The organism is Micromonospora sp. NPDC005686, from assembly GCF_042871665.1.
Classification (GTDB): domain Bacteria; phylum Actinomycetota; class Actinomycetes; order Mycobacteriales; family Micromonosporaceae; genus Micromonospora.
Genome location: NZ_JBIAIY010000003.1, coordinates 246,303 through 271,640 on the forward strand (window position 1 = coordinate 246,303; position 25,338 = coordinate 271,640).

Genomic DNA, 25,338 nt, shown 5'->3' on the forward strand with positions numbered 1-25,338 from the left:
TGCCGGCCGGGCTTCCCGCGTACTCGACGGAACCGGCCGGCCTCGCGGACGACGACGCGCGGCGGGAGGCAGGATGACACCCGGACGGCCGTCGGCCGGACGGAGGTGGAGGCGGCGTGGTCGAGGGATGGCACGGCTGGTTCGGCACGATCACCGGGGTCGTGCTCCTCACGGTGGCCGCGTTGCCGGCCGCCGCGCTCACGGTGTGGGTGCTGGCCCGCCGGCGCGGCGGCGGGGCGGCGGCGTGGCGTAGGTCGGTGGCGGAGGTGGGCATCGTCTACGGGACCGCGCCCTGGGTCTGGATGATCATGCTGCCGGGGGAGCGGGCCGGTGCCGTCCCCGGCCGGGTGAGCCTGGTGCCGCTGCGGGACCTGCTCACCGTCCTCGCGAGCGGGCCGCTGACGGCGACCGGCCAGATCGTCGGCAACCTGCTGGTGTTCGCGGCGCTCGGGTTCTTCGCCCCGCTGCGGTTCGCGGCGCTGGCGTCGGTGCCGCGGATCCTGGCGCTCGCGGCCGGTTGCTCGGTCCTGGTCGAGGTGGCGCAGTACGTCCTGCGGCTGGACCGGGTCTCCTCGGTCGACGACGTCCTGCTCAACGCCGCCGGGGCCGGGCTGGCCGCGCTGGCGTCACGCCGCTGGTGGCGGGAGCCGGCCGAGGCGTCACCGCCCGCGACCGGCGCCGGTTCGCCGATGGGGGCGCGGTCCGGGTAGTGCGGACGGCACGATGGGCCGGACCTGCCGGCCCGGCCCATCGCGGTGCGCACGTCAGGTCGACGCGCTCACCGTCCGGTCAGCTCAGCGTCTTCGCCGCAGCTGTGGTGGCGCCGCCGTGCTCGTACGAGACGAGCAGCGAGGTGCCGGCCGGAAGCGGCCCGTTCAGCGGCAGGACGAGCGTGCCGTCCTTCCGCAGGTCGGCCTTGGCCTGCGCCACGACCTTCGTGCCGTCCCAGAGGAAGGCCCGGGCGGTGCCCGCCTTCTTCACCTGGAGCTGGACCGACACCTTGCTCGCGGTGCTGGTGACCTTCTTGATCTTCACGGTGTCGTCCGGCAGCTTGGCGTAACCACCCGGTGCGACCCCGTCCGAGACGGACTGCAGCAGGGTCTGCGGCGAGTCCACGCTCTGCGCCGCGGTGTCGGGCATGATCGGAGCCTTCGGCGCCGACGGCTTCGCCGCCAGGGCCGGCAGCGTCGCGTTGCCCCAGCGCCACGGGTCGGCCCGTACGCCGCTCCAGGTCGACCAGCCGACCCGGGTCTGCGAGCTGAGGTCCTGCGTGTCCGAGTCGTTGACCAGGATGTTCAGGCCCATCCGGTTCGGGTCGATGGTGTCCGGCAGCACGCTGAACGGAATCTTGACCTCGATCCGGTAACCCGTGTACGGGTTGCTGGTCACCACGGAGGCGATCTCCACACCCGGCGCGGTCTCCGGGCCGCCCTGGTGGTTGTCCCGCTCCCGGGCGAAGCACGGCGGGTTGCCGTTGGCCTCGTCCCTCGTGGCCGGGAAGAGCGCCATGTTGAACACGGTGGAGGTGTTCGCCGAGTTGCCCCGCGGGTCGATGCCGAACTCGATGTTGTCGTTACGCCGCGGACGCTTGCAGTCCTCCGGCGGCAGGACGGTGCCGAGCACGTCGTCGGTGATGGTGAAGATGGCGTACAGGGCGTCGTCGGTGTGGGTGAGCTGGGCGGTGCCGGAGATGTCCGACGCCGGGGCGGCGGTGCCCTCCCAGCGGGTCGAGATGTCGATGACCTCGCCGGTGTACTCGTGGTCGTGACCGTGGCCGTCCACAGTCGGCGCGGTGGCGGCCTTCGGGATCGTGGTGACCGGGACCAGGTTGAACGCGCCGGGCTCGCTGGCGCTGCCACCGGTGTAGCTGGTCTCGATCTGCACCCGGTAGGCGCCGTTGTCCGGGGCCCGGTTGGCCGTCGGCAGCGACGTGTCGGTGTTGGTCACGGTGAACGTCACCGAGGTGCTGGCGCCCGGCTGGAGGCCGCTGTACGGCACCTGCTGCTCGGCCACCGAGAAGCCGGCGGGGACGTTCAGCTTGACCGCGCCGGACTCGACCCGGGTGCCGTGGTTGGTCAGGTTGACCTTGACGCTGCGGGTGCCGCCGCTGGGGATGTTCAGCAGGGACTCGATGAGCGCGTCGAGCTGCTGGGTCTTGTTCCGCACGGTCCACGCGCGGAAGTCGGCGATCTCCTCCAGCGGCTCCAGGGTGCCGCGCACCGGCGCGGTGCCCTGAACCTGGGCGCTGCTGGTGCCGCTGCCGTCCTTCTTGCTGGTCAGCGTGGCGTCGATCTTGAAACGGGTACCCACCTGGACCTGCGCGGGCGGGGTGACCGTGAAGGTCTTCACGACCTCCTTACGCGGGGTCAGGGTGCCGACGTTGCCGTTGCCGCTGACCGTCCAGCCGGCCGGCACGTTCAGGGTGACAGCCGCGCCCGGGATGGCCTTCTCGGCGTACAGGACGGTGTCCACCTTGATGGGCTGGCCCGCCACGGCCTCCCAGGTGCGCGGACGCACGTGGACCTCGGTGCCTAGCGGCAGGCCGCCCGGGGCGCGCACGGTGGCGCCCTGGAGCGCGCCGGTGCCGGCGCCCACGTTCGGGTCCGGGTACGGGGTGCGGGTGTCGATCAGCGTCAGCCGGTTGCAGCCGATGGCGTCGGGATTGGTCGTCGGGAAGGAGCTGTTGCCCCAGCCCTGCGACACGTACTCCCGGCGGGCCCAGGTCTGGACCGTGTTCCACCGGTTGCCGTCGTGGCGTGCCGACTCGTAGCCCTGCCAGGTGCCGAAGACGACGTTGCTGGCCTCGTTCGGGGTGAACGTGGTCTCGCAGGCGGGACCGTTGCTGGCGGTGCCGCTGCCGCCGGTCTGGAAGATGCGGGAGACCCGCCAGGGCGCGAGTCCCTCCTTCTTGATCTGGTCCGGGAACGCCTTCGGGTCGGCCGCCGCGTAGAAGGCCTCCACGGCCAGCATGGCCGCCTTCTGGTGGTTGCCGTGGTTGCCCTGCGTCGCCGAGGGGTTCATCGTGAGGATGACCTCGGGCTTGGTGGTCCGCAGGACCCGCACGATCCGGGACAGCGTCTCCTGGTGGCCCCAGACCTCCTCGGTCAGGGGGGCGCTGGCGGTGTACCAGAAGTCCAGCGCGTCCAGGTTGTAGATGTGCTCGACGCCGGCCCAGCCGACGGCCTTGCGCTCCTCGGCCTCCCGCAGGATGCCGAGCTCCGGGCCCTCTTCGAGGCCGGTGGCGTTGCCGCCGCCCTCGCCGCGGGTGGTGGTGATGACGCCGGCCTTCATGCCGTGATACTCGTTCCAGTATCCGAGCATGCCGAGCTGGCCGGCCTCGTCGTCCGGGTGGGCGCCGATGAACATGATGTCCAGGTCAACCGGCTTGTCGGACTTCTTGGCCTGGGGCTTCGGTGCTGCTTGCTGGGGGTTGGCCTGGGCCGGAGCGGCCAGGCCCATCGACAGCAGACCGCACATGGCGATCGCCGCGCTGGTGCGCCATCTCATGGGCATACCTCTTCGTCTCGAAGCGGGAGTGCTGCGGCTGGACGGTGACGGGCCCGGCGCGGGCCGGCTGACACGTGGCTCGTGCCGGGCCGTGAGGCGGACAGCTGTCCACTGAGGATTGTCGGATCCTCGCTGGTGGTGGTGCTCGACAACGGGGGTGGTGGTGCACGCGCACCGTCACGGCGTGAGCGGTGCGCACAGTGGCGCCGTGTTCGGGCCACCGGAAGGCCTTCGGGCCGTAACCTAGGGATCTTGCGGAGCCGTCGTCAATAGGCTTGGACGACTTTCTTCCTTATTCGAAGAAACAATCCCCCCTGCTCAGGGCGATGGCCGCGCGGTCTTCGGTAACCTGTGGACAGTCTATGTCCGGGTTTGGGACCCCAATGTGGACCGGAGGGCTCGTTTTGCCTGCCATGTCGGTCTGGCCCCGGCCCGCCCAGCTTGTCGGCAGACAAACTCTCCCTGGTCGGCGGACCGAGATCATCTCGTTACTTGACCAGATAATTTTTTCGCACTAAGAATAAAGTGTGTCTGACAAAGCCCCGACCAGCCCGGTCAGCCGTGAGCGGTCCCGTGAGATCAAGCGTCTCTCGGTGATCTTGGCCGCCCGGCAGGCCCGGCGGCTGTCCCGGGTGGACCTCGCCGAGATGACCGGCCTCTCGGCGGCAACCGTGACCGCGCTCGTGCGGGAGCTGGTCGCCGAGGGCTACCTCATCGAACGCGGCCCCGGCGCGCCCACCACCGGTCGGCCCCGGGAGATGCTCGAGTTCAACCCCCGCGCCGAGCTCGTCGCGGCGGTGTCGCTGGAGCCACCCCGGATCAGCTGCGAGATCGCCGACAGCGAGGGCGCGGTCATCGCGCACCGCGTCGCGCGGCTCGGCGCGGACGTGGTGGAGACCGTCTGCGAGTTCGTGCTCGACCTGGTCGGCGACAACCTGCCGTCGCTTCGCGGCGTCGCGATCGCGGTGCCCGGCGTGTCCAGCAACGGCGCGGTACGCCTCGCGCCGTCGGTCGGGCTGGTCGAGGCGTGGCCGATCGGCGAATCGGTGCAGCGGCGGCTCGGCGTACCCGTGGTCGTCGACAACGACGTCAACCTCATGGCCGCCGGCGAGTGCGTGGCCGGTGCCGGCGCGGACGTGGCCAACCTGCTGCTGATCCACGTCGCCGACGGCATCGGCGCCGGGCTCGTGCTGGACGGCAAGGTTCGGCGTGGCGCCAGCGGAGCGGCCGGCGAGGTCGGCTTCCTGCCGCTGGGCGGCGGCACCGAGCGCCGCTACACCGGCGTGGGCGAGTTCGAGGCGCAGTGGTCGGTGAACGCCATAGCGGAGCGGGTGGTCGCGCTCAACCCCGGCCGCCGGCCCGAGTCGCCGGTACGGGAGCTGAGCCGGCTCGCCGCGACCTCGGCGCTCGCCCGCGACTACCTCGACGAGGTGCTCGGCGCCTGGGCCGGGCTCATCCTCTCCTGCGCCTGCGTGGTCGATCCAGGGCTGGTGCTGCTCAGCGGCGCCGCCGCGGAGCTCGACGACGCGGCCCTGGACCAGCTCCAGGCCCTCGTCTCCGCCCGGACCCCGGCCCCTACCGAGGTGCGCCGGGCCACCCTGGGCGACCAGGCCGTGCTGCACGGAGCGATCAGCTACGCGCTCTCGGCCGCGGTTCCCCGACCCTCACTTCCCTGACCACCCCCCGACCCCGGCCCCGGACGACCCCCGACCCCGACACCACACCCACCGCCGCCCACCCCCATCGTCACCGCCGCCGTCGCGGCGACCGCGTCCGTACCCGGACGGCAGGTCGCGGCGCGATGCGGCACGCCCCGGTCCCGGGACGGGACCGCACACCGACTTTCCCGCTTCCGATAGTTCCCCCGCAAAGTGGAGGTTCCAATGAAACGTCGTTTGGCCCTGGCCGTCGCGTTCAGCGCGCTACTCGCCGTCAGCGCGTGTGGCGGCAGCGACGACGACGCGGACGCCGGCTCCGGCAGTTCCGCGTCGGCCGAGAAGGTCGTCATCTACAGCGCCCGCGACAAGTCGGTCACCGACTACGTCGTCGAGCAGTTCACGGCCAAGAACCCCGAGTACAAGGGCAAGGTCGAGGTGCTCAACATGGGTGCCCAGGAGGTGCTCGAGCGGGTCCGCGCCGAGAAGGCCAACCCGCAGGCGTCGGTCTGGTGGGGCGGCACCCAGCAGGGCCTCGCCGCCGGGGCGTCGGATGGCCTGCTGGAGTCCTGGCAGCCGTCGTTCGCCTCGAAGATCGACGCGCGGTACAAGGACGCCGAGGGCCGCTGGTTCGGCGAGATCCTGCTGCCCGAGGTCATCATGTACAACAACAAGGCGCTGACCCCGGAGACCGCGCCGAAGGACTGGGACGACCTGGTCGACCCGAAGTGGAAAGACAAGATCATCATCCGGGACGTGGCCGCCTCCGGCACCATGCGCTCGATCTACGCCTCGATGATCCAGCGCTTCACGGCCGACGGGTCCAACCCGCAGCCCGGCTACGACTGGCTGCGCAAGCTCGACGCCAACACCGTCGAGTACGCCGCCAACCCCAGTGACCTCTACCTGAAGATGTCGCGTGAGCAGGGCGTGGTCAGCGCCTGGAACCTCCAGGACATCCTGCTCCAGGCCAACGAGAAGATGCCGTTCGGCTACGTCATGCCGGCCTCGGGCGCGCCGGTGCTCGTCGACGGCGTCGCGGCGGTCAAGGGCGGCAACAGCGAGGGCGCGAAGAAGTTCCTCGAGTTCCTGTTCGACGACTCGCTGCGGGCCAGCCTGGCCAAGGACTACTTCCAGATCCCCGCTGTCGACATCGCCGAGAAGCCCGAGTGGCTGACCAAGCTCGACCTCAAGCCGATGAACGTCGACTGGAACGTGATCGGCAAGAACGAGACCGCCTGGATCACCCACTGGAACGCCCAGATCAAGGGCAAGGGCTAAGACGCTCGGAACCGGGCCGTGCTCCGGCACGGCCCGGCTTCGTCCTGGAAGGACCCAGAAATGATCGATGTCCGACTGACGGCGGTCAGTAAGCGCTTCGCCAAGTCGAGCGACTCCGCGGCGGTCGATGACGTCACCGTCACCATCGGAGCCGGCGAGTTCTTCACGCTGCTCGGACCGAGCGGTTGTGGCAAGACGACGACGTTGCGCATGGTGGCCGGCTTCTACTTCCCGACCTCCGGTCACATCCACTTCGGCGACGACGACGTCACCCACTGGACGCCGAACAAGCGGGACACCGGCATGGTGTTCCAGAACTACGCGCTGTTCCCGCACATGACGGTGGCGCAGAACGTCGCATACGGGCTGAAGGTCCGCCGGGTCTCCCGCGCCGAGCAGGCCCGCCGCGTCACCGAGGCGCTCGCCCAGGTGCACCTCGCCGGGTACGGCGACCGGCGCATCGACGCGCTCTCCGGCGGCCAGCAGCAGCGCGTCGCGCTGGCGCGGGCCCTGGTCATCCGCCCGCGCACCATGCTGCTCGACGAGCCGCTGTCGAACCTCGACGCGAAGCTGCGCGAGGAGACCCGCGCCGAGATCCGGCGCATCCAGCGGGAGAGCGGCACCACCTCGATCTACGTCACGCACGACCAGGCCGAGGCGATGGCGATGTCGGACCGGATCGCCGTGATGGAGTCCGGCCGGGTCCAGCAGGTCGGCACCCCGCACGAGGTCTACTACCGGCCCGCGAACTCGTTCGTGGCCCGGTTCATCGGACGCAGCAACGTGCTCAGTCTGCCGGTGACCGGCGCGACGGAGCAGCGCGTCCGGGCGCGCCTGCCCGGCGGCGCCACGATCGAGGTCGGCGCCCCCGCCGGACACGGCCTCGCCGAGGGCGACACCGCGCTGGTCTCCGCGCGCCCCGAGCACATCGCGGTCGGCGGCGGCGACGACGCGACGGCGGCCCTGCGCGGGCGGGTCAACCACGTCGAGTTCACCGGCATGGCCACCCACGTGACTGTCGACGTGGACGGCGACGACGTGATGGCCGCCATGGTCGACGCGCCCGCCGGTATCCAGCTCGGCGACGTCGTGGGCCTGCGGCTCGTACCGGAGCGGCTCTGGGTGGTCAAGCCGTGACCGCTGCGAACCCGACCGCCCCCGGCTGGGCGGCGGTCCTCGGCCGGCGCCTGGCCGGCGGGGCGAATTCACGATGGTTCCCCTACCTGCTGGTGCTGCCGCTGGTCCTGGTGCTCTGGGGCTTCGTCGTCCAGCCGATGTTCGCCACCTTCCGCGAGAGCGTCAGCGCCAACGGCAGCGACAACTACCTCCAGTTCCTCTCGTCCTCCGGGGTGGCCCGCGAGTCGCTGTTCACCTCGCTGTTCATCTCGGCCGCGAGCGTGCTGCTGTGCGGCGTCGTCGGCGTGGCGATGGCGTTCCTGCTCAAGCGGTTCCACTTCCGCGGCCGGCGGCTCATCGAGGCCTTCATCCTGGTGCCGGCGGCCCTGCCGCCGCTGATCGGCGCCGTGTCCTTCCAGCTGCTCTACAGCAACATCGGCATCGTGCCGCGCGGCCTTCAGGCGCTGCTTGGCACCGACAAGCCGGTCCTGGCCTTCGACGGCATCGCCGGCGTGCTGGTGGTGCACACGTTCACCATGTACCCGTTCTTCTTCCTGGCCGCCTCGGCGGCGCTGGCCGGCATGGACCCGTCGGTCGAGGAGGCGGCGTACAACCTCGGCGCGAGCCGGGTGCGCGTGTGGCGCACCGTCCTGCTGCCGATGCTCACCCCGGCGCTGATCTCGGCGTCGCTGCTGGTCTTCATGACGTCGCTGGCGTCCTACACCGCGCCACTGCTGTTCAACGTCAGCCAGACCATGACGATGCAGATCTACATCAACCGCACCAACGGCGACCTGCCGATGGCCTCGGCGTACGCCTCCGTGCTCGGCATCGTCTCGATCATCTTCCTGCTGTGCATGCGCTGGTACGAGGGGCGGCGTAACTACCAGTCCCAGTCCAAGGGCGTCTCGGCGGTCCGGCGGGAGATCACCAACCCGATCGGCCGCTGGCTGGCCCCGCTCGCCTCGGTGCTGGCCACGCTGGTCCTGCTCGCCCCGGTCGGCGCGATCGCGCTCGTCGCGTTCTCCGAGGACCGGTCCTGGACCACCGAGGTGCTGCCGCCGACGTACACGTTCGAGAATTTCGTCACCATCTTCACCGACCCCAAGGCGTTCCAGCCGATCCTCAACTCGGTGCAGATGAGCCTCCTCGCGGTCGTGGGCTGCGTGGTCATCGGCGTGCTCGTCGCGTACGCGGTGCGGCGGCTGAAGTTCGTCGGACGCGGCCTGCTCGACGTGGCCGTGATGATCGCCTGGGCGCTGCCCGGCACGGTCGTGGCGATCAACCTGATCTCGGCGTTCAGCACCGGCAACGCGTTCAGCTTCGGGCAGGTGCTGGTCGGCACGTTCTGGATCCTGCCGCTGGCCTACTTCGTGCGGTTCCTGCCGATCGTGTTCCGGTCCAGCTCCGCGACGCTGGCGCTGATCGACCCGTCGCTGGAGGACGCCGCGCGCAACCTCGGCGCCTCCTGGCTGCGCGCGTTCTACACGATCACCGTGCGGCTGATGCTGCCCGGCGTGCTCGCCGGCGCGCTGCTGGCGTTCGTGCACGGTGTCGGCGAGTTCGTCGCCTCGGTGCTCATCTACACCTCGTCGACGGTGCCGATCTCGGTCGCCATCAACAACCGCATGTACAGCTTCGAGCTGGGCACCGCGGCCGCCTACGGCATGCTCCAGGTGCTGCTCATCTTCGTGGTGATGTGGTTCTCCGGGCGGCTGGAGAGCAGCCGTACCGCGACCCGGAGGGCCGAGCAGTGGACGAACTGATCGAGCGGTGGCGGACCGGGGGAGGTCTGCTCCCGGTCACCCGGGTGCCCGGGCACGCGTTCGCCGCCGTGACCGAGGCGGCCGACCTGGCGGTGCTGCCGGTCGGCGCGGTCGAGTGGCACGGTCCGCACCTGCCGATCGGCACCGACCTGATCCTGGCCGAGGGCTTCGCCGGGGAACTGGCCAACGGGTCCGCCCGGGCGGTGCTGTTCCCGGCCACGCCGTACGCCGCCTGCCCGGGCCAGACCCGGCAGTGGCCGGGCACCGTGGCGCTGCGGCCGGAGATCGCCGTCGGCTACCTCGCCGACGTGCTCGCCGGCATCGTCGAGGCGGGCTTCACCCGGGTGCTCGTGGTCAACGGGCACGACGCCAACATGTCCACCGTCCGCGCCGCCATGGAGTGGGTGTCCGGGCGGCACCGGGCCAGCATGATGCTGGCGAACTGGTTCCAGCTTGTCGGCCCGGACGAGACGACCGACATGTTCGGGGAGCTGCCGGCCCGGGGGCACGGCGGCGCGTACGAGAGTTCCGCGGTGCTCGGCTTCGACCCGGACGCGGTGCGCCTGGACGCGGCGCCGGACCTGCCGCCGAAGCCGAAACTGCCCGTCCCCTACCCGTACGTGCTGGTGGAGTCGCGGCCGGATCCCTGGCAGGGCTGGTCGGGCCACGTCTCGCTGGCCGGCCGGGAGGCCGGCGACCGGATCCGCGTCACCGCCGGCGCACGCCTGCGCGAGCTGGTCGAGGCGTGGCTGGCCGCGCCGCTGCCCGGGCCGCCCGGCGCCGACCGGCCGGACCAGACGACCGGATGACCACGCGCGGCACGCCGCACGACAACGCACCACCTCGGGAGGCCACCATGAGCCCGTCACTGACCGTCTACCAACAGCACCATCTGCGCGTCGTGTTCGACCACCACGTCGCCCACCTCTACCCGGCGATGGTCACGGCCAGCAAGGCCCACGTCGTCATGCTCGCCGAGCAGGGGCTGATCTCCGACGAGGCCGCCGCGACGATGCTGCGTGGCCTGGCCGCCCTCACCGGCGACCGGCCTGAGGAACTGGAGTACGACGGCAGCGTCGAGGACGTCTACTACACGCTGGAGAAGCGTCTCGCCGCCGCGGCCGGCATCGAGGTGTCGCAACTGAGCGTGCAGCTCGCGCGCAGCCGCAACGACCTCGACGCCGGCGTCTTCCGGATGGTGCTGCGCGACCAGCTGCTCCAGGTGCTCGACGCGCTGCTGGCCACCGGCCGGACCGTGCTGGACCGCGCGGACCGGCACGCCGACGTGGTGATCACCGGCTACACGCACCGCCGCCCGGCCCAGCCGACCAGCATCGGGCACGTCTTCGCCGGCTACGCCGAGGCGCTCGCCGGTGAGGCCGCCGCGTACGCCGACCTGCTCGACGAGATGAACCGCTCGCCGCTGGGCTCCTGCGCCTTCGCCGGCACCGACCTGGACATCTCGCCCCGCCGGCTGGCCGACCTGCTCGGCTTCGACCAGCTCATCGTCAACTCGTACGAGGCGGTGGCCGGCGCCGACCACCTGGTCCGGGTCGCCACGCTCAACGCGCAGGCGCTCGCCACCGGCGCCCGGCTCGCCCGCACCCTGATGGACTGGCTGAGCTGGGGCTGGGTGGTCACGCCCGCCGACTTCACCCAGGGCAGCAGCATCATGCCGCAGAAGCGCAACCCGGTGGTGCTGGAACACCTCGTCTCGATGGCCGGCGCCGCCGCCGCCGACGCGGCCAGCGTGCTGAACAACGTCGGCGCCGCCTGGTGGGAGGACTCCAACAACGCCACCACCGACGTGCAGGCCCGGCTCTGGGACGGCGACGACCGGGCGTACCGGTTCTTCTCCCTGCTCGGCGGCCTGATCGAGAAGCTGGACCCCCAGCGCCCGCCGTCCGGCGAGGAGATCGTCGCCTCCGGCGCCACCACCACCGCCGCCGCCGACGCGCTGGCCCGCCACGGCGTGCCGTTCCGGGGCGCCCACTCGCTGCTCGGCCGTCTGGTACGCGGCGGCGCCCCGGCCACCTGGACCGGGGAGCTGGTCCGGTCCACCGCCGCCGACCTCGGCCTGACGCTCGACGACGCCGCGGTACGGGACCTGCTGGGCGCCGCCGTCCGCCCCGAGCTCGTGCTGCGCCGGGCCCAGGCCGACGGGCCCGGCGAGGCGGCCGTCCGGGACCAGGTCGGGCGACTGTCTACAATGCTCGACGCGGTGCAGGAGCGGGCGCAGGCGTTGCGCGACCGGCTGACCCGTGCCGACGCGGCTCTCGCCGAGGCGGTCGCGGCGAGGGTAGGCCCGTGACGGGCCGGCCGACGCCGCTGGCCGTGGTCGCGGACGTCGTGTCGCGGCGACCACGTGATCTGGACCGACGGCCCGAAGGGCGATCTGACATCACCATGGAACGACCGGCAAATTCGCGCCTGCTCGGCATCGACTTCGGCGGCACCAAGATGGCCATCGGTGTGGGCGACACCGACGGCCGGCTGCTCGTCTCCGAGCGCCTGCCCACGAACGCCGAGCAGGGCGCGCAACAGGCCCTCACCCGGGCGCTGGACCGGGCGCGCGACCTCGCCGAGCAGACCGGCGGCACCATCGTGGCGGCCGGCATCGCCTCACCCGGCATCGTGCACGACGACGGCATCGAACTGGCGCCGAACGTCCCCGGCTGGGAACGGCTGCGGCTGGCCGACGCGGTCCGCGCCCACCTGAACGTGGCGCACGTGCGGGTGGTCAACGACCTGAAGGCCGCCGCCCACGCCGAGCTGCGGCTCGGTGCGCTGCGCGACGCCGACCCGGGACTCGTCGTCGGGCTGGGGACCGGGGTGGCCGCGGCGGTCACCGTCAACGGTGAGGTGCTGCCGGGCCGCCACGGCGCGTCCGGCGAGATCGCCTACGGACTGACCGACCTCAGCTGGCCGCCTCGCCTGGAACCGATGCTGGAGGCGACGTTCTCCGGCCGGGCCCTGGACGAGCTGGCGCAGCGGCTCGGGGTGGACGGCCGGGCGGCCGGCCTGTGCGCGGCCGCGGAGCAGCCCGGCCCGGTACGCGAGCAGCTCCGCCGGCGCGTCGACGAACTGGCCCGTCAGCTGATCACGTGCTGCCTGCTGCTCGACCCGCAGCGGATCGTGCTGGTCGGCAGCGTCGCCGGCAACGACCTGGTGCGTGAGCTGCTCAGCGAACGGCTCACCCACACGCTGCCGTACCCGCCGGAGATCGTGCTGTCGGACTTCGCGCAGGACGCCGCGCTGCTCGGCGCGCTCGCCCTGGCCACCGAGGCCCAGCCCGCGGTGGTCTGAAGGCGACCACCGGGGAAACGCCGCCGGGCGGGGCGCGCAGCTGTGTGCCCCGCCCGGTCCGCGCCGGCCGGCTCATGTGCGGAACGCGGCGGCCGCCTCCTGGATCTGCGGCCCGGTCGCCGAGGACCCGCGCCGGGCCGGGACACGTCGCGCCCGCCGCCGGCCCGGCCGCGGGCTTCGGGTCAGCCGGCGTCCGGTCGCAGGTACGGCGCGAGCAACTCGCGGGCGAGACCGGTCGCGACCGCCAGGTCGAGCCCGTTCTCGATCATCCGGCTGAGGGTGTACACGATGGACTGGACGAGTTCCGCCATCCGGTCCGGGTCGCTCGCCCCGTGCTCGGTGAGCGCGGCGCGCAGCGGCGCTTCGAGGCTGTCGTGCAGCAGCCGGCTGGAGGTCGCCAGCACCTCGCTGTCACCCGCCGACGCCAGCGCCCGGGCCAGCGCGTGGTCCCCCCGGGCGACCAGTTGCAGGTTGGCCTCGACGTACGCCAGGATCCTCGCTCCCGGCGTGCCGGCCTCGGCCATCTGCTTCTCGACGAAGGCCGACCACCGGGGGAAGGTGTCGGCGACCAGCACGTCGAACATGTCGGTGCGGGACTTGAAGTACGAGTACGCGCTGGAACGGGCCAGCCCGGCGTGCCGGGCCACGTCGGCGAGGCTCGGAATCCGCTCCGGGTGCTCGGAGAGCAGGGCGCGGGCGGCGTCCAGCAACGCCGCCCGCTGCGCGGCCCGGTGTTCCGCAACGGTCGAGGCTTGGATCTTCGGCACGCCGACCTCCCCGTCTCTCCCCGTCGCCCGCGTCGTTCCCCGCGGTCGTGCTCAGCCGCTCGCGGCGAGCTTGCCGTCGACCATCTCGTAAACGGTGTCACAGTATTGCAGCACGTCGTGGTCGTGAGTGACCATCACGACCGCCACCGAGCGCTCCCGCGCCTCCTGGGCGAGCAGCTGGACGATGTCGTGGCTGCGGGCCCGGTCCAGGGCCGCGGTCGGCTCGTCCACCAGCAGCACCGAGGGCTCGGTCATCAGCGCCCGGGCGATCCCGACGCGCTGGCGCTCGCCACCGGAGAGCTGGTGCGGCCGTCGGTCGGCCTTGCCGGCCAGGCCGACGTGCGCGAGCATCTCCAGCGGGCCGCGGCCGGACCGCTCCCGCCGCCCGCCCAGCCGAAGCGGCAGGCGCAGCTGGTCGGCGGCGGTCAGCGCGGGCAGCAGGTTGCCCGACTGGAACACGAACCCCACGTGCCGGCGGCGCAGCTCGGTGCGCGCCCGGCGGCTGGACACGGTCATGTCGTGCCCGGCCACCGTGACGGCCCCCTCGTCGGGGCGGGCCAGCCCACCGGCGACGGCGAGCAGGCTGGACTTGCCCGCGCCGGACGGCCCGACGATCGCGGCCAGCTCGCCCGGCGTGACGGTCAGGTCGACGTCGTCGAGCGCGTGCACGGTCTCCGCGCCGTCGCCGTGACGCAGGTGCACGCCGCGCATGACCAGGCCGAGGGCGGCCGGAGTGGTGCCCGGAGTCGAGGGGTACGGGGTGCGCCGGCTGCTCATCGGTTGCCTCCCAGGGCGGTCGCCGGGTCGATGGAGGTGAGGCGGACGACGGCGGCTGCCGCGCCGGCCAGGCCGAGCACGAGCAGGCCGGCCGCGGCGGCGGCGATGCTCTGCGGGTGCAGTGCGAACGGCACGTTGCCGCCGGAGATCAGCGCGCCGAGGCCGAGGCCGATCCCCATGCCGACGGCGATGGCGAGGGCCAGCAGGATCAGCGCCTGGGTGAGGGCGTCGCGCAGCACCCAGCGGGTCGAGGCGCCGAGTGCCCGCAGCACCGCGACCTCCTGCTTGCGCTGGATCGCCCAGACCGCGAAGAACGCGCCGGCCACGAGCGCCGAGATCGCGTAGAGGAAGCCCTGGATCAACTGGAGCGTGGTCGTCTCGGCGGTGTAGCCCGGAGAGGCGCCGTAGGACTCGTCGAGCGTCATGCTCTCCGTGCCCGCCGCCTTGTCGCCCGCGGCCAGGTCCACCGAGTCGCCGTCGGCGGCGCGGACCGCGACGGCGGTGATCTCCTGGGCCGCCTGCGCCGGCACCTGCGCGCCGGCCGGGGTACCGGACTTGATCGCCTGCCACGTGGCGAGCGGCACGTACGCCACGTCGACGTGGCCGAAGGTGTCCTGTTGCTCGGTGACGCCGACCACGCGCAGCCGGGTGCCGAGCCGGTCCACGGTCACCGTGTCGCCGACGCGCAGGCCCGCGTCGACAGCGGTGGGGCTCACCACGATCCCGTCCGCCGGGCCGAGGCGGTCGCCCTCACCGACGGCGGGTGACAGGAACGAGTCGGTCTCGACGCCGAACAGCGCCAGGTCGACCTCGGTGCCCCCGTCGGTACGCCCGTTGATGAGCGTGTTGCCGAACGCTGTCGCCTCCGCCACGCCCGGCTGGTCGCGCCAGGTGTCCACCGCCGAGGCGTCCACCACGCTGCGCGAGAACGCCGAGTCGTGCTGCACGCCGTGGGCGAAGGCGAACGAGGTGACCGGCAGGTTCTGCAGGCCGGAGACGCCGTCGCGGACCAGCCCGACGGACAGGCCGGACAGCATCACCATCAGCACCGAGATCAGCGCGATCACGGCCCCCATCAGGGCGAATCGCAGCCGCGCGAACCCCAGCTCGCGAATGGCCAGGAACATCAGCCGCCACCTTTCAAACTTGTCGACACCATGTCGCTATGTTAGCAACGCGGTGTCGGCAAAAAGGGAGCGGCGGCTGTCTACCCGACCACACCGCAAGGCGGGACGTGCGCGTGAAACGGCCCCGCGACCTCTCGGGTCGCGGGGCCGTCCCCGGCGCCGTGGGAAGAAACGCCGGAGTGTGGAGCGCCGGTCAGGCGAGCGTGCAGGGCGAGCCGTTGAGGCTGACCGAGCCGGGCCGGGCGGTGTTGCCGGTGTGCGTGGCCTGGAAGCCGATGGTGGTCGAGCCGCGGGCCGGGATGGCCGCGTTGTACGCGACGTTGCGTGCGGTCACCTGACCCGAGGCGGGGGAGTAGGACGCGTTCCAGCCCGAGGTGATGGTCTGGCCGCCGGGCAGCGTGAACGTCAGCGACCAGCCGTTAACCGCGGTCGTGCCGGTGTTGGTGATGGTGATGTTCTCGGTCAGCCCGTTGTTCCAGGCGTTCAGCTCGATGCTCACCGAGCAGGCGCCGGTGCCGGGCGGCGGGGTGGTCGGGCCCGGCGTCGGCGAGACGGTCGGGCTCGGCGACACCGTCGGGCTGGCCGTGGTGGTGGGGCTGGGCGTGCTGGTCAGGCCGAAGAACGCCAGCGCGGCCGCGGCCATGCCGGCCGACGGCAGGCTGTGCCCGGCGCCCTGGATGCTGTACGCCTCCACCTGGACGGTGCCGGTGCTGTCGGCGTAGCGGCGCCGGTTCCAGCCGGACTGCGGCGTGTCGGTGGACGTGGGGTTCTGGCTGAGCCCGAACACGTTCGTCCACTGCTCGATCGTCTCCTGGAGCAGCGAGTACGGCACCAGCGTGTCGGCCGTGCCGTGCCACAACTGCACCCGGGGACGGGGTCCGGTGTAGCCGGGGTACGCCTGGCGGACCGCGTCACCCCACTGCTGCGGGGTGCGGTTCATGTTCCCGCCGGTGCACTGGCTGGCGCCGGGGGGATAGTCGGCGGCGCCGGCGAAGCAGTTGAACGGCACGCCCATGAACGCCGCGCCGGCCTTGAAGACGTCCGGGTAGAGCGCCAGCATGTGGTTGGTCATCATGCCGCCGGACGAGCTTCCGGTGGCGTAGACCCGGTCCGGGTCGGCGCCGTACTGCTGCTGGACGTATCGGACCATCGAGATGAGCGACACCGGGTCGCTGCCGCCGCCGCGCCGCTTGGCCGCGTCGGACCAGGTGTCGAAGCAGTTGCCGAAACCGGCCTGCTGGGTCGCGCTGGGATAGATCACGATGTACCCGTACCGGTCGGCCAGGCTGGCGAACTCGCTGCCGGAGTAGAAGCCGGGGCCGGATCCGCCGCAGCCGTGCATGGCCACCACGGTGGCCGGACGGGCCGGACGGTTGTCCGGTACGTAGACGTGCATGCGCATCCGGCCGGGGTTGTCGCCGAAGCTGGTCACCTCGGTCAGCGAGGCCGCGTAGGCGGGTTGGACGGTGGGGAGCACCAGGCCGGCCGCCCCCAGCGACGCGGCCAGGGCCACCACCATCTTGGCTCTGATTCTCACGGAATCTCCTTCGATCGCCCTGTGCGGGCGGTGACGGGCGGGTACGCGCCGCGTCGGCGGCCCGGACCGCCGCGGTTGCCGCGTCTCGCCCACTGACGTGTCTCGCCCGGCCCGGCTCCGTCGTGTGGCACATAGTGTTCCCGCCGGACGCTGAAGTGTCAATCGATGTGCTCCGATGAGCTGCGGCGGCGTTCGTCTACAGTCGGTGCACCGTCCCTGAGCCGAGCCCGGAGCGCGTGTGGCAAACCCGTTCGACATCGAGGAGATCTACCCGGACGAGGGGCCCGCGGCGCGGCTGCCCCGGCGGCAGGCCGGCACGTCGCCGCAGAGTGTCGCGGTGACCCTGCTCGCCGACTACACGCTGCGTACCCGCGCCGCCCTGCCGTCCGCGGCGATCGTCGCCCTGCTCGGCGAGGCCGGTGTGACGAGCGCCGGCGCCCGTACCGCGATCAGCCGGCTGGCCCGCCGTGGTGTGCTGGAGGGCAGCCGGCAGGGCCGCAACAGCTCCTACCGGCTCAGCCGCACCGCCGCCGAATACCTGTCCGCCGGCGGGAACTGGATCATCGCCTCCACGACCGAGGTGCAGGCGTGGGACGGCTGCTGGACCATCGTCGCCTTCTCGCTGCCGCAGGACCACGGGGCGCAGCGCCGTGCGCTGCGCGGCCAGTTGCGCTGGCTCGGTTTCGCGCCGCTCTACGACGGGCTGTGGATATCGCCGTACGAGCTCGCCGCGCCCGCGCGGGCCCGGCTCGCCCAGCTCGCCCTCGGCGCGGTCACCGTGTTCCGGGGCCGGCAGGACGCGCTGGACGCGATCGGCCAGCGCGCCCCCGTCGACGCCTGGGACGTCGATGCGATAAGCGGACGGTACGAGGCGTTCCTGCGCCGGTGGAGCCCGCTGGCGTCGCGCCTCGCCACGGTCGACGGCGCCACGGCCGTGCGAGCGCGGACCGAGGTGATGGACACGTACCGGCGGTTTCCCACCCTCGACCCGCGGCTGCCGCTGGAGCTGCTCCCGGCCGGGTGGCCGCGCCGGGCGGCCCGGGACCTGTTCGCGGCCGTCTACGACGGCCTGGCCGAGCCCGCCGAGACCCACGTCCGGGCGGTCGTCGCGCGGTTCGCCGACCCGGTGCCGGCCGGCATCCGGGCGCACACCACCACCGACATGCTCGCCGGCGTGGGCGAGGACGGGTGCGGAGCCACCGCGGGCTGACCGCGACGGTCACCCGCCGACGCGGGAGCGGCCCTCGACGGCGTACGGCCCGTCGCCGGCCAGCGCGACAGCCACCGCGACCCCGGCGGGCGCGGGCAGGTCGGCGAGCCGGTGCGGGCCGGCAGGCCGGACGCACTCGACGACGTCGCCCCGGTGCACCGGCATGCCGAGGTTGGGCCACAGCCGGCCCCCGGCCGCCTTGACGGCCGCCTCCTTGCGGGCCCAGAGCCGGGTGAACCGCAGCGCCCGGTCGGCGTGGTCGGCCCCGGCGGCGACGTGCCGTGCCTCCTGCGGATGGAAGAGGCGCACGGACGCGGACACCGGGTCCCCGCCCGGCGCGACGTGCTGGATGTCCACCCCTACCGGCCGGTCCTCGCTCAACGCGACCGCCACGAGATCGCCGGAGTACGACAGGCTCGTGTGCAGGCCCGCCCCCGGGCCGATCAGCGCCGGTTTGCCGTACCGGCCCGGCCGCCAGGCCAGCGCCGCCGGTGACGTGGCGGTGGCCCGCCCGGCCAGGAGACGCAGCGCGCCGTGCGCCACGGTGAACCGGTCCCGCAGCGCCTCGGTGCCGAGCCGCGCGGCCCGGCGCCGCTCGTCCGCGTCGAGCACCGACCGGTAGCGGGCCAGCTCGTCCGCCGGCACCTCGGCGGCGACGATCCAGACCTGGACGGCGTCCCGCATGGACGGCAGAGTAACCTCGCCCGTCACGCGGGCGCCCGCCTGCGCGCCCGGTGCCGCGGGCCGTCACGCGAAGATCGACAGCTGGCGGGGCCGTGTCAGAATCTGGCCGTGTCCTACCTCCCCTCGCAGCCGTACCCGCCGATGCCCGGCGGCGTCAGCCCGCTGATCGCCTACCCGCACCCGATCGCCCCACCGCCCGGCTGCGGCGTGCTCGTCGTCTCGGTGAACCGCGGGCCGTACGCGATTCCCGTGCCGGTGACCAGCCGCTTCAAGATCGACCGCCAGGTGGTCGCGATCCCCGGCGAGGGGACGTGGCACGTCGCGGTGCCGGCCGGCTCGCACGACGTCCGGTACACCGACTTCATGGGTTTCCCGCTGGTCACCACGGCGCTCGCGGTGCAGCCGGGGGCCGCCCACCACCTCTCGTTCCGCTTCGGCGGTTGGCGCAACCGGGTCTACGACGGATACGGCACCGACGTCACCCGGTTCGGCCTGTGGTCCAACTACAGCGTCATGCTGGTCACGCTGGCCGTCGTCGGCCTGATCTGCTGCGGGCTGTTCGGGCTGTTCCTGGGCGTGACCCCCTGATCCGGCCGGGCGGGCCTGGTCGCGCGGCTAGCGCAGCGACCAGGTCTGCTTCACGTTGAACACGCAGGTCCAGGCGTTCAGCGGGGCGCCCGCGGAGTGCCCGTCGACGTCCAGGCAGCGGTCGGTGGCCCGGTTGAACAGCGACCGCCGGCCCTGGCTCTCGATCCACTCCCACTTCTGTGCCGGGTTGCCGCTGCACCACGCGGTCTGCACCGGCACGCCGTCGCGCTTCTCGCCCCAGGCCACGTCCAGGCAGAGGCCGCCGTTGACCCGGACGCTGCCGTCGGAGGCGAACGTCCACCACTGAGCACGCTCCTCCCGGCAGGCACGCAGGACGACGCGTACGCCGTCCCCGCTGCCGCCGCTGGCGCACAGACCGGTCTCCTTGCCGACGAGTTGCTTCGCGCCGGCCGGCCGGGCCGGCGCGGCCGGCTTCTCCGGCTGGCCCGGCTTGCCCGGCTTGCCCGCCGCAGGCGACGGCGTGGACGGGCGCGTGGACGGGGAGGACGACGGCTTCGGCGTGCGCGTGCTGGCGGCGGGCGTGCCGGAACTCGGCGGCGTGCCGCGCAGCCGGCCGTCGAGGGCGTAGAAGTCGGTGAACTCCCGGACCGTGCGCAGGAACGCCTGCGTGCCGGCGTCGAAGTCGCCGCCGGTGCGGCGCACGGCGTCGGTCCCGTTGCGGTACGCCGCCAGCGCCAGCAGGTCCGGGTCGCCGTCGAGCGCGGCCAGTTCCCGCCGCAGCGCGCAGAGCGTGGCGCCGGCCGCCGGCACGGCCGCCCGCGGATCCCACGGCGAGGCGCCGGACGGCCCGTGGGCACGCCACACGTCGGGCCGGAACTGGGCGATGCCCTTGCGGCCGTCGGCGCCGAGCAGGTTCGGGTCGAAGCCGGAGGAGGCCATCAGCTGGGCGGCGACCGCAGCCGGCGGCACCTGCTGGCACACCGAGCCGGCCCGCACCACCAGGCGGACGTACGCGGCGGGGACCGCCTTCGGCTGCCGCCGTTCGCCCTCGCTGACCGGACCGGACTCGGCGAAGCCGGCCAGCCGGCCGTAGTAGGCGGCGTACCGGGCCGCCTCCTCGACGTACGGCAGCGCGGCCGAGGGCACTCCGGTGGCGGACCGGACCTCGTCGAACCCGGTGTGGAAGGCGGCCAGCGACAGCCGCCACGGGTCACCCGGCACGGCCGCCGCGCGCAGCTGACCGGCCAGGTCGCACATGTGGTGCGCCAGCGCGAGGACGTTGACGGCGGCGTCCGTGCGCTGCGCGTCCGGCCACGGCGCCCAGGTCCGCCACCGCTCGTCGTCCAGTCCGGCCAGGCCCCGCCCGCCGGACGCGGTCCGCTCGGCCCGGCCGTCCAGACCCGACTCGGCCATCAACTGGCCGGCCAGCCGCGCCGGGGTCAGCACGGGGCAGGACCGGGCCGCGGTCCGGACGGCGGTGAGCTGCTCGGCGGAGACGGTTCGACCGGCCGGCGCGTCGTCGCGGGCGGTGGCGACGTTCCAGCCGAGGGCGGCGACCACCAGGCTCAGCGCCGCCAGGCCGGCGGCTCCGGCGGCGACGACGCCGCGCGGGATCCGGCGCGGCCGGGAGCGCGGGCCGGGGGCATCGGGTGTCACAGGCGGTCCTTCCGGTGATGACGTACGCCGGACGGGTGCGCGACGTCCTCGGTTCACCCGGCCGGAATCGGGTCCGACTCCGGTCCGGCCGCCATTGAACCGACCGACCGGCGGGCCGTCAATGTGGACACTACGGCCGGGTCCGGGTGTCCGGGCCGGGTGGGGCGGTGTTGATCCGGAACGGGACCGAAAACTTTCGGAACTCGATCCCGGTCCCGGCCCCTGCCGGCGGCCCGCCGACATTCCGAAAGGGCTGATCGGACGCCCTTTCCGGCAGCCGTAACGCCTCCTCAGGAGTCCGGCAACGGTTACCACAACATTTCCGGAACTTGTTGACAGGATGAACCGGCACTCCAATACTGTGGCCATCGGCGTATCTCGATTGACGTCGATGTCCTACCACCACCCGTGGCGCGGCTGTCGCCCCGGTCCCGCCGTTCGCGGGCGGGCGAGCGCACCCGGCTCGCGCCACCCGGCTGGCCGCCCGCCAGTCGTCACAGGGAGGAAACCCGTCCATGAAAGACGCCCCCGTCCGTACGGGCATCCGCAGGCGCGGAGGTCTCAGGATGGTCCTCGGCGGCGCCTGCGCCGTGGCGCTGATCGCCGCCGGGGCGACGGCGGTCACGTCCGGTCCGGCCTACGCCGACACCACCGTCACGTCGAACTCGACCGGCACCAACAACGGCTACTTCTATTCCTTCTGGAAAGACAGTGGCAACGTCTCCATGACCATGGGCAACGGCGGTCAGTACAGCACCCAGTGGAGCAACATCAACAACTTCGTCGCCGGCAAGGGCTGGAACCCGGGCGGCCGCCGCACGGTCAGCTACTCCGGCAGCTTCAACCCCTCCGGCAACGCGTACCTGACGCTCTACGGGTGGACGCGCAACCCGCTGGTCGAGTACTACATCGTCGACAGCTGGGGTAGCTGGCGCCCGCCGGGCAGCGGCTACATGGGCTCGGTGTCCTCCGACGGCGGCACGTACGACGTCTACCGGACCCAGCGGGTGAACGCCCCGTCGATCGAGGGCACGCGGACGTTCTACCAGTACTGGAGCGTCCGGCAGTCGAAGCGCGTGGGCGGCACCATCAACGCCGGTAACCACTTCGACGCCTGGTCCCGCTACGGCATGAACCTCGGTACGCACGACTACCAGATCCTGGCCACCGAGGGCTACCAGAGCAGCGGCAACTCCAACATCACGATCGGCGGGACCAGTGGTGGCGACCCGACCACCCCGCCGCCGAACAACGGTGGCTGCACGGTCAGCGTCAGCCGGGCCGAGGAGTGGGGCGACCGGTTCAACGTGACCTTCTCGGTCAGCGGCACCAGCAACTGGGTGGTCAACATCCAGACCCAGGGTGGCCAGAGCCTGCAGAACAGCTGGAACGCGTCGGTCAGCGGCACCAGCGGCACGCTCACCGCGCGCCCGAACGGCAACGGCAACAGCTTCGGCGTCACGCTCTACAAGAACGGCAACAGCAACACCCCGACGGCGAGCTGTTCCGCCGCCTGAACCTTCTTCCGGGGAGGGGGTGCCGCGCCTGGCGCGGCACCCCCGTTTCGCGTGCCCGAAGCACGTGACAGCCGCCACACCTTGGCAAAAACTTGATTGATTCCAAAAGACCGGACTAAGGTCGACGCATGACGGCCGACTTCGAGACGCAGCTCCGGGCGGTCTCGTTGCGGGTGACACGGCCCCGCCTGGCGGTGCTGGCCGCGCTGCGTGACCACCCGCACGTCGACACCGACACCGTGATCGCGCTGGTCCGCGCCGAGCAGCCCACCGTCTCCCACCAGACGGTCTACGATGTGCTGCGGGCACTCACCGACGCCGGGCTGATCCGGCGCATCCAGCCGGCCGGCGCCACGGCGCGTTACGAGTCGCGGGTGGGAGACAACCACCACCACGTCGTGTGCCGTTCCTGCGGCGCCATCGCCGACGTCGAGTGCGCCGTCGGCCACGCCCCCTGTCTCACCGCCTCCGACGACCACGGCTTCGTGGTGGACGAGGCGGAGGTCGTCTACTGGGGCACCTGCCCCGGCTGTGCGGCCGACCGCACCGCCTAGTGATCCGCCAGTTCGGAAGGAAACAGATGAGCGACACCCAGGACAACCGGCCCGTCAGCCCGCAGGGCGTGGACGCCAAGGAGGCGGCCGGATGCCCGGTCGCGCACGACTCCGTGACCGCGCACGGCAGCGAGAGCGAGAACCCGGCGATCGACTCGCCGACCCCGAAGACCGGCGGTCGTCCGCGTAGCAACCGGGACTGGTGGCCCAACCAGCTCGACCTGTCGGTGCTGCACGCCCACTCGCACAAGGGCAACCCGCTGGGGCCGGAGTTCAGCTACGCCAGGGAGTTCGCCAAGCTCGACGTCGAGGCGCTCAAGCGGGACATCACCGAGGTGCTCACCACCTCGCAGGACTGGTGGCCGGCCGACTTCGGCCACTACGGCGGCCTGATGATCCGGATGAGCTGGCACGCCGCGGGCACCTACCGGATCGAGGACGGCCGCGGTGGCGCCGGTGACGGCGGGCAGCGGTTCGCCCCGCTGAACAGCTGGCCGGACAACGCCAACCTGGACAAGGCCCGCCGCCTGCTCTGGCCGGTCAAGCAGAAGTACGGCCAGAAGATCTCCTGGGCCGACCTGCTGGTGCTCGCCGGCAACGTATCCCTCGAGTCGATGGGCTTCAAGACCTTCGGCTTCGGCTTCGGTCGCGAGGACGTCTGGGAGCCGGAGGAGATCTTCTGGGGCCCCGAGGACACCTGGCTGGGCGACGAGCGCTACGCCACCGAGAAGGACATGGTGGCCGGCGTCGGCGCGACCGAGATGGGCCTGATCTACGTCAACCCGGAGGGCCCGCGCGGCAACGCCGACCCGCTCGCGGCGGCGCACTTCATCCGCGAGACCTTCCGCCGGATGGCGATGAACGACGAGGAGACCGTCGCGCTGATCGCCGGCGGCCACACGTTCGGCAAGACCCACGGCGCCGGCCCCGCCGACCAGCACGTCGGCCCCGAGCCGGAGGGTGCGCCGCTGGAGGCGCAGGGCCTGGGCTGGCTGAGCACGTACGGCGAGGGCAAGGGTGGTGACACGATCACCAGCGGTCTCGAGGTCACCTGGACCGACCGCCCGACCCAGTGGAGCAACCGGTTCTTCGAGATCCTCTTCGGCTACGAGTGGGAGCTGACCACCAGCCCCGCCGGCGCGAAGCAGTGGGTCGCCAAGGACGCCGAGGCGATCATCCCGGACGCCCACGACCCGTCGAAGAAGCACAAGCCGACCATGCTGACGACCGACCTGTCGCTGCGTGTCGACCCGGCGTACGAGAAGATCTCCCGCCGTTTCCTGGAGAACCCGGACGAGTTCGCGCTGGCGTTCGCCAAGGCCTGGTACAAGCTGCTGCACCGTGACATGGGCCCGGTCAGCCGCTTCCTCGGCCCGTGGGTGCCGGAGGCCCAGCTCTGGCAGGACCCGGTGCCGGCCGTCGAGCACGAGCTGGTGAACGACGCCGACATCGCCGCGCTCAAGGCGAAGGTGCTGGAGTCCGGCCTCACCACCGCCCAGCTGGTCTCCACCGCCTGGGCGTCGGCCGCCAGCTACCGCTCCACCGACAAGCGCGGTGGCGCCAACGGCGCGCGGATCCGGCTGGAGCCGCAGCGCAACTGGGAGGTCAACCAGCCCGAGCAGCTCGCTGTCGTGCTTTCCACCCTGGAGGGCATCCAGCAGGAGTTCAACGCCGCCGGTGGCGCCCGGATCTCGCTCGCGGACCTGATCGTGCTGGCCGGCTCGGCCGCTGTCGAGCAGGCGGCGCGCGACGCCGGTGTCGAGGTGACGGTGCCGTTCCACCCGGGTCGCGCCGACGCCACGCAGGAGCAGACCGACGTCGAGTCGTTCCGGGTGATGGAGCCGCGCGCCGACGGGTTCCGCAACTACCTGCGGCCGGGCGAGAAGACCCAGCCGGAGGTGCTGCTCGTCGACCGCGCGTACATGCTGAACCTGACCGCGCCGGAGATGACCGTCCTCGTCGGCGGCCTGCGCGCGCTCGGCAACAACGTCGGTGGCGCCGCGCACGGCGTGCTCACCGACCGGCCCGGCGTGCTCACGAACGACTTCTTCGCCAACCTGCTGTCCCCGGGCACCCGGTGGAAGGCGGCGGAGTCCGAGGAGCACGTGTACGAGATCCGGGACCTCGCGACCGACCAGGTGAAGTGGACCGCCACCGCGGTCGACCTCATCTTCGGCTCCAACTCGCAGCTGCGGGCGCTGGCCGAGGTCTACGCCAGTGACGACGCGCGGGAGAAGTTCGTCCGCGACTTCGTCGCCGCCTGGACGAAGGTCATGGAGCTGGACCGCTTCGACCTGGCCTGATCCGCCGTACCGTCCCGAGCCCCGGT

The 25,338-nt window shown here is 72.2% G+C and carries 20 protein-coding genes; 13 read left to right on the plus strand and 7 right to left on the minus strand.

Going from position 1 to position 25,338, the window contains the following annotated elements; genetic code table 11:
* Positions 1 to 116 precede the first annotated feature (116 nt).
* Positions 117 to 710 (plus strand): VanZ family protein, encoded by a 594-nt coding sequence (locus ACFYON_RS08305; RefSeq protein ID WP_354864098.1) that lies wholly within the window; start codon positions 117 to 119, stop codon positions 708 to 710.
* A 79-nt stretch (positions 711 to 789) separates the two neighbouring features.
* Here the strand turns inward: ACFYON_RS08305 and ACFYON_RS08310 are convergent, their stop codons facing one another.
* Positions 790 to 3,507 (minus strand): sugar-binding protein, encoded by a 2,718-nt coding sequence (locus ACFYON_RS08310; RefSeq protein WP_354864096.1) that lies wholly within the window; start codon positions 3,505 to 3,507, stop codon positions 790 to 792.
* Positions 3,508 to 4,034: 527 nt separating this feature from the next.
* On the opposite strand from ACFYON_RS08310, the gene ACFYON_RS08315 reads away from it, so the two are divergent.
* From ACFYON_RS08315 to ACFYON_RS08345, 7 genes are all read left to right on the plus strand, one after another.
* Positions 4,035 to 5,183: an ROK family transcriptional regulator gene (locus ACFYON_RS08315; protein ID WP_354864094.1), complete on the plus strand. Its 1,149-nt coding sequence runs from the start codon at positions 4,035 to 4,037 to the stop codon at positions 5,181 to 5,183.
* A 207-nt stretch (positions 5,184 to 5,390) separates the two neighbouring features.
* Positions 5,391 to 6,443 (plus strand): extracellular solute-binding protein, encoded by a 1,053-nt coding sequence (locus tag ACFYON_RS08320; RefSeq protein WP_354864092.1) that lies wholly within the window; start codon positions 5,391 to 5,393, stop codon positions 6,441 to 6,443.
* 60 nt (positions 6,444 to 6,503) lie between these two features.
* The gene (locus ACFYON_RS08325; protein WP_355095031.1) at positions 6,504 to 7,580 is read left to right on the plus strand and encodes an ABC transporter ATP-binding protein; all 1,077 of its coding nucleotides are present in this window, start codon (positions 6,504 to 6,506) and stop codon (positions 7,578 to 7,580) included.
* Positions 7,577 to 9,325: an iron ABC transporter permease gene (locus ACFYON_RS08330; protein ID WP_354864088.1), complete on the plus strand. Its 1,749-nt coding sequence runs from the start codon at positions 7,577 to 7,579 to the stop codon at positions 9,323 to 9,325. The genes ACFYON_RS08325 and ACFYON_RS08330 overlap by 4 nt, the downstream gene beginning before the upstream one ends.
* Positions 9,313 to 10,134: a creatininase family protein gene (locus tag ACFYON_RS08335; protein WP_355095033.1), complete on the plus strand. Its 822-nt coding sequence runs from the start codon at positions 9,313 to 9,315 to the stop codon at positions 10,132 to 10,134. Before ACFYON_RS08330 ends, ACFYON_RS08335 begins: the two co-directional genes overlap by 13 nt.
* Before the next feature lie 47 nt (positions 10,135 to 10,181).
* Positions 10,182 to 11,636, plus strand: coding sequence for a lyase family protein (locus ACFYON_RS08340; protein ID WP_354864084.1), 1,455 nt, complete (start codon positions 10,182 to 10,184; stop codon positions 11,634 to 11,636).
* 95 nt (positions 11,637 to 11,731) lie between these two features.
* On the plus strand, positions 11,732 to 12,631 hold the full coding sequence (locus tag ACFYON_RS08345; RefSeq protein WP_354864082.1) for an ROK family protein: 900 nt from the start codon (positions 11,732 to 11,734) through the stop codon (positions 12,629 to 12,631).
* A gap of 182 nt (positions 12,632 to 12,813) precedes the next feature.
* Here the strand turns inward: ACFYON_RS08345 and ACFYON_RS08350 are convergent, their stop codons facing one another.
* From ACFYON_RS08350 to ACFYON_RS08365, 4 genes are all read right to left on the minus strand, one after another.
* The gene (locus ACFYON_RS08350; RefSeq protein WP_354864080.1) at positions 12,814 to 13,398 is read right to left on the minus strand and encodes a TetR/AcrR family transcriptional regulator; all 585 of its coding nucleotides are present in this window, start codon (positions 13,396 to 13,398) and stop codon (positions 12,814 to 12,816) included.
* Between the two features lie 51 nt (positions 13,399 to 13,449).
* Entirely contained in the window at positions 13,450 to 14,175 is a 726-nt protein-coding gene (locus ACFYON_RS08355; RefSeq protein WP_354864078.1) for an ABC transporter ATP-binding protein, read from the minus strand.
* Positions 14,172 to 15,302: an ABC transporter permease gene (locus tag ACFYON_RS08360; protein WP_354864076.1), complete on the minus strand. Its 1,131-nt coding sequence runs from the start codon at positions 15,300 to 15,302 to the stop codon at positions 14,172 to 14,174. Before ACFYON_RS08360 ends, ACFYON_RS08355 begins: the two co-directional genes overlap by 4 nt.
* Positions 15,303 to 15,495: 193 nt before the next feature.
* Positions 15,496 to 16,839, minus strand: coding sequence for a PHB depolymerase family esterase (locus tag ACFYON_RS08365; RefSeq protein WP_355096678.1), 1,344 nt, complete (start codon positions 16,837 to 16,839; stop codon positions 15,496 to 15,498).
* A 238-nt stretch (positions 16,840 to 17,077) separates the two neighbouring features.
* Here ACFYON_RS08365 and ACFYON_RS08370 point away from each other — a divergent pair, with 238 nt between their 5' ends.
* Positions 17,078 to 18,049 carry a PaaX family transcriptional regulator C-terminal domain-containing protein gene (locus tag ACFYON_RS08370; RefSeq protein ID WP_354864072.1) on the plus strand — a complete coding sequence of 324 codons (972 nt, stop codon included), beginning with the start codon at positions 17,078 to 17,080 and terminating at the stop codon, positions 18,047 to 18,049.
* Between the two features lie 9 nt (positions 18,050 to 18,058).
* Here ACFYON_RS08370 and ACFYON_RS08375 read toward each other — a convergent pair whose 3' ends face one another.
* Positions 18,059 to 18,733: a 4'-phosphopantetheinyl transferase superfamily protein gene (locus ACFYON_RS08375; RefSeq protein ID WP_354864070.1), complete on the minus strand. Its 675-nt coding sequence runs from the start codon at positions 18,731 to 18,733 to the stop codon at positions 18,059 to 18,061.
* Positions 18,734 to 18,841: 108 nt separating this feature from the next.
* Between ACFYON_RS08375 and ACFYON_RS08380 the strand changes: the two genes are divergently transcribed.
* On the plus strand, positions 18,842 to 19,321 hold the full coding sequence (locus tag ACFYON_RS08380) for a hypothetical protein (RefSeq protein WP_354864068.1): 480 nt from the start codon (positions 18,842 to 18,844) through the stop codon (positions 19,319 to 19,321).
* Positions 19,322 to 19,348: 27 nt separating this feature from the next.
* Here the strand turns inward: ACFYON_RS08380 and ACFYON_RS08385 are convergent, their stop codons facing one another.
* The gene (locus ACFYON_RS08385) at positions 19,349 to 20,938 is read right to left on the minus strand and encodes a ricin-type beta-trefoil lectin domain protein (RefSeq protein WP_354864066.1); all 1,590 of its coding nucleotides are present in this window, start codon (positions 20,936 to 20,938) and stop codon (positions 19,349 to 19,351) included.
* 515 nt (positions 20,939 to 21,453) lie between these two features.
* Here ACFYON_RS08385 and ACFYON_RS08390 point away from each other — a divergent pair.
* The 3 genes from ACFYON_RS08390 (at position 21,454) to katG (ending at position 25,312) form a co-directional block, all read left to right on the plus strand.
* The gene (locus ACFYON_RS08390) at positions 21,454 to 22,455 is read left to right on the plus strand and encodes a glycoside hydrolase family 11 protein (RefSeq protein ID WP_354864064.1); all 1,002 of its coding nucleotides are present in this window, start codon (positions 21,454 to 21,456) and stop codon (positions 22,453 to 22,455) included.
* A gap of 128 nt (positions 22,456 to 22,583) precedes the next feature.
* The gene (locus tag ACFYON_RS08395; RefSeq protein WP_354864062.1) at positions 22,584 to 23,009 is read left to right on the plus strand and encodes a Fur family transcriptional regulator; all 426 of its coding nucleotides are present in this window, start codon (positions 22,584 to 22,586) and stop codon (positions 23,007 to 23,009) included.
* Between the two features lie 26 nt (positions 23,010 to 23,035).
* Positions 23,036 to 25,312, plus strand: a complete 2,277-nt coding sequence (katG, locus tag ACFYON_RS08400; RefSeq protein WP_354864060.1) for a catalase/peroxidase HPI — start codon at positions 23,036 to 23,038, stop codon at positions 25,310 to 25,312.
* The last annotated feature ends 26 nt before the right edge of the window (positions 25,313 to 25,338 follow it).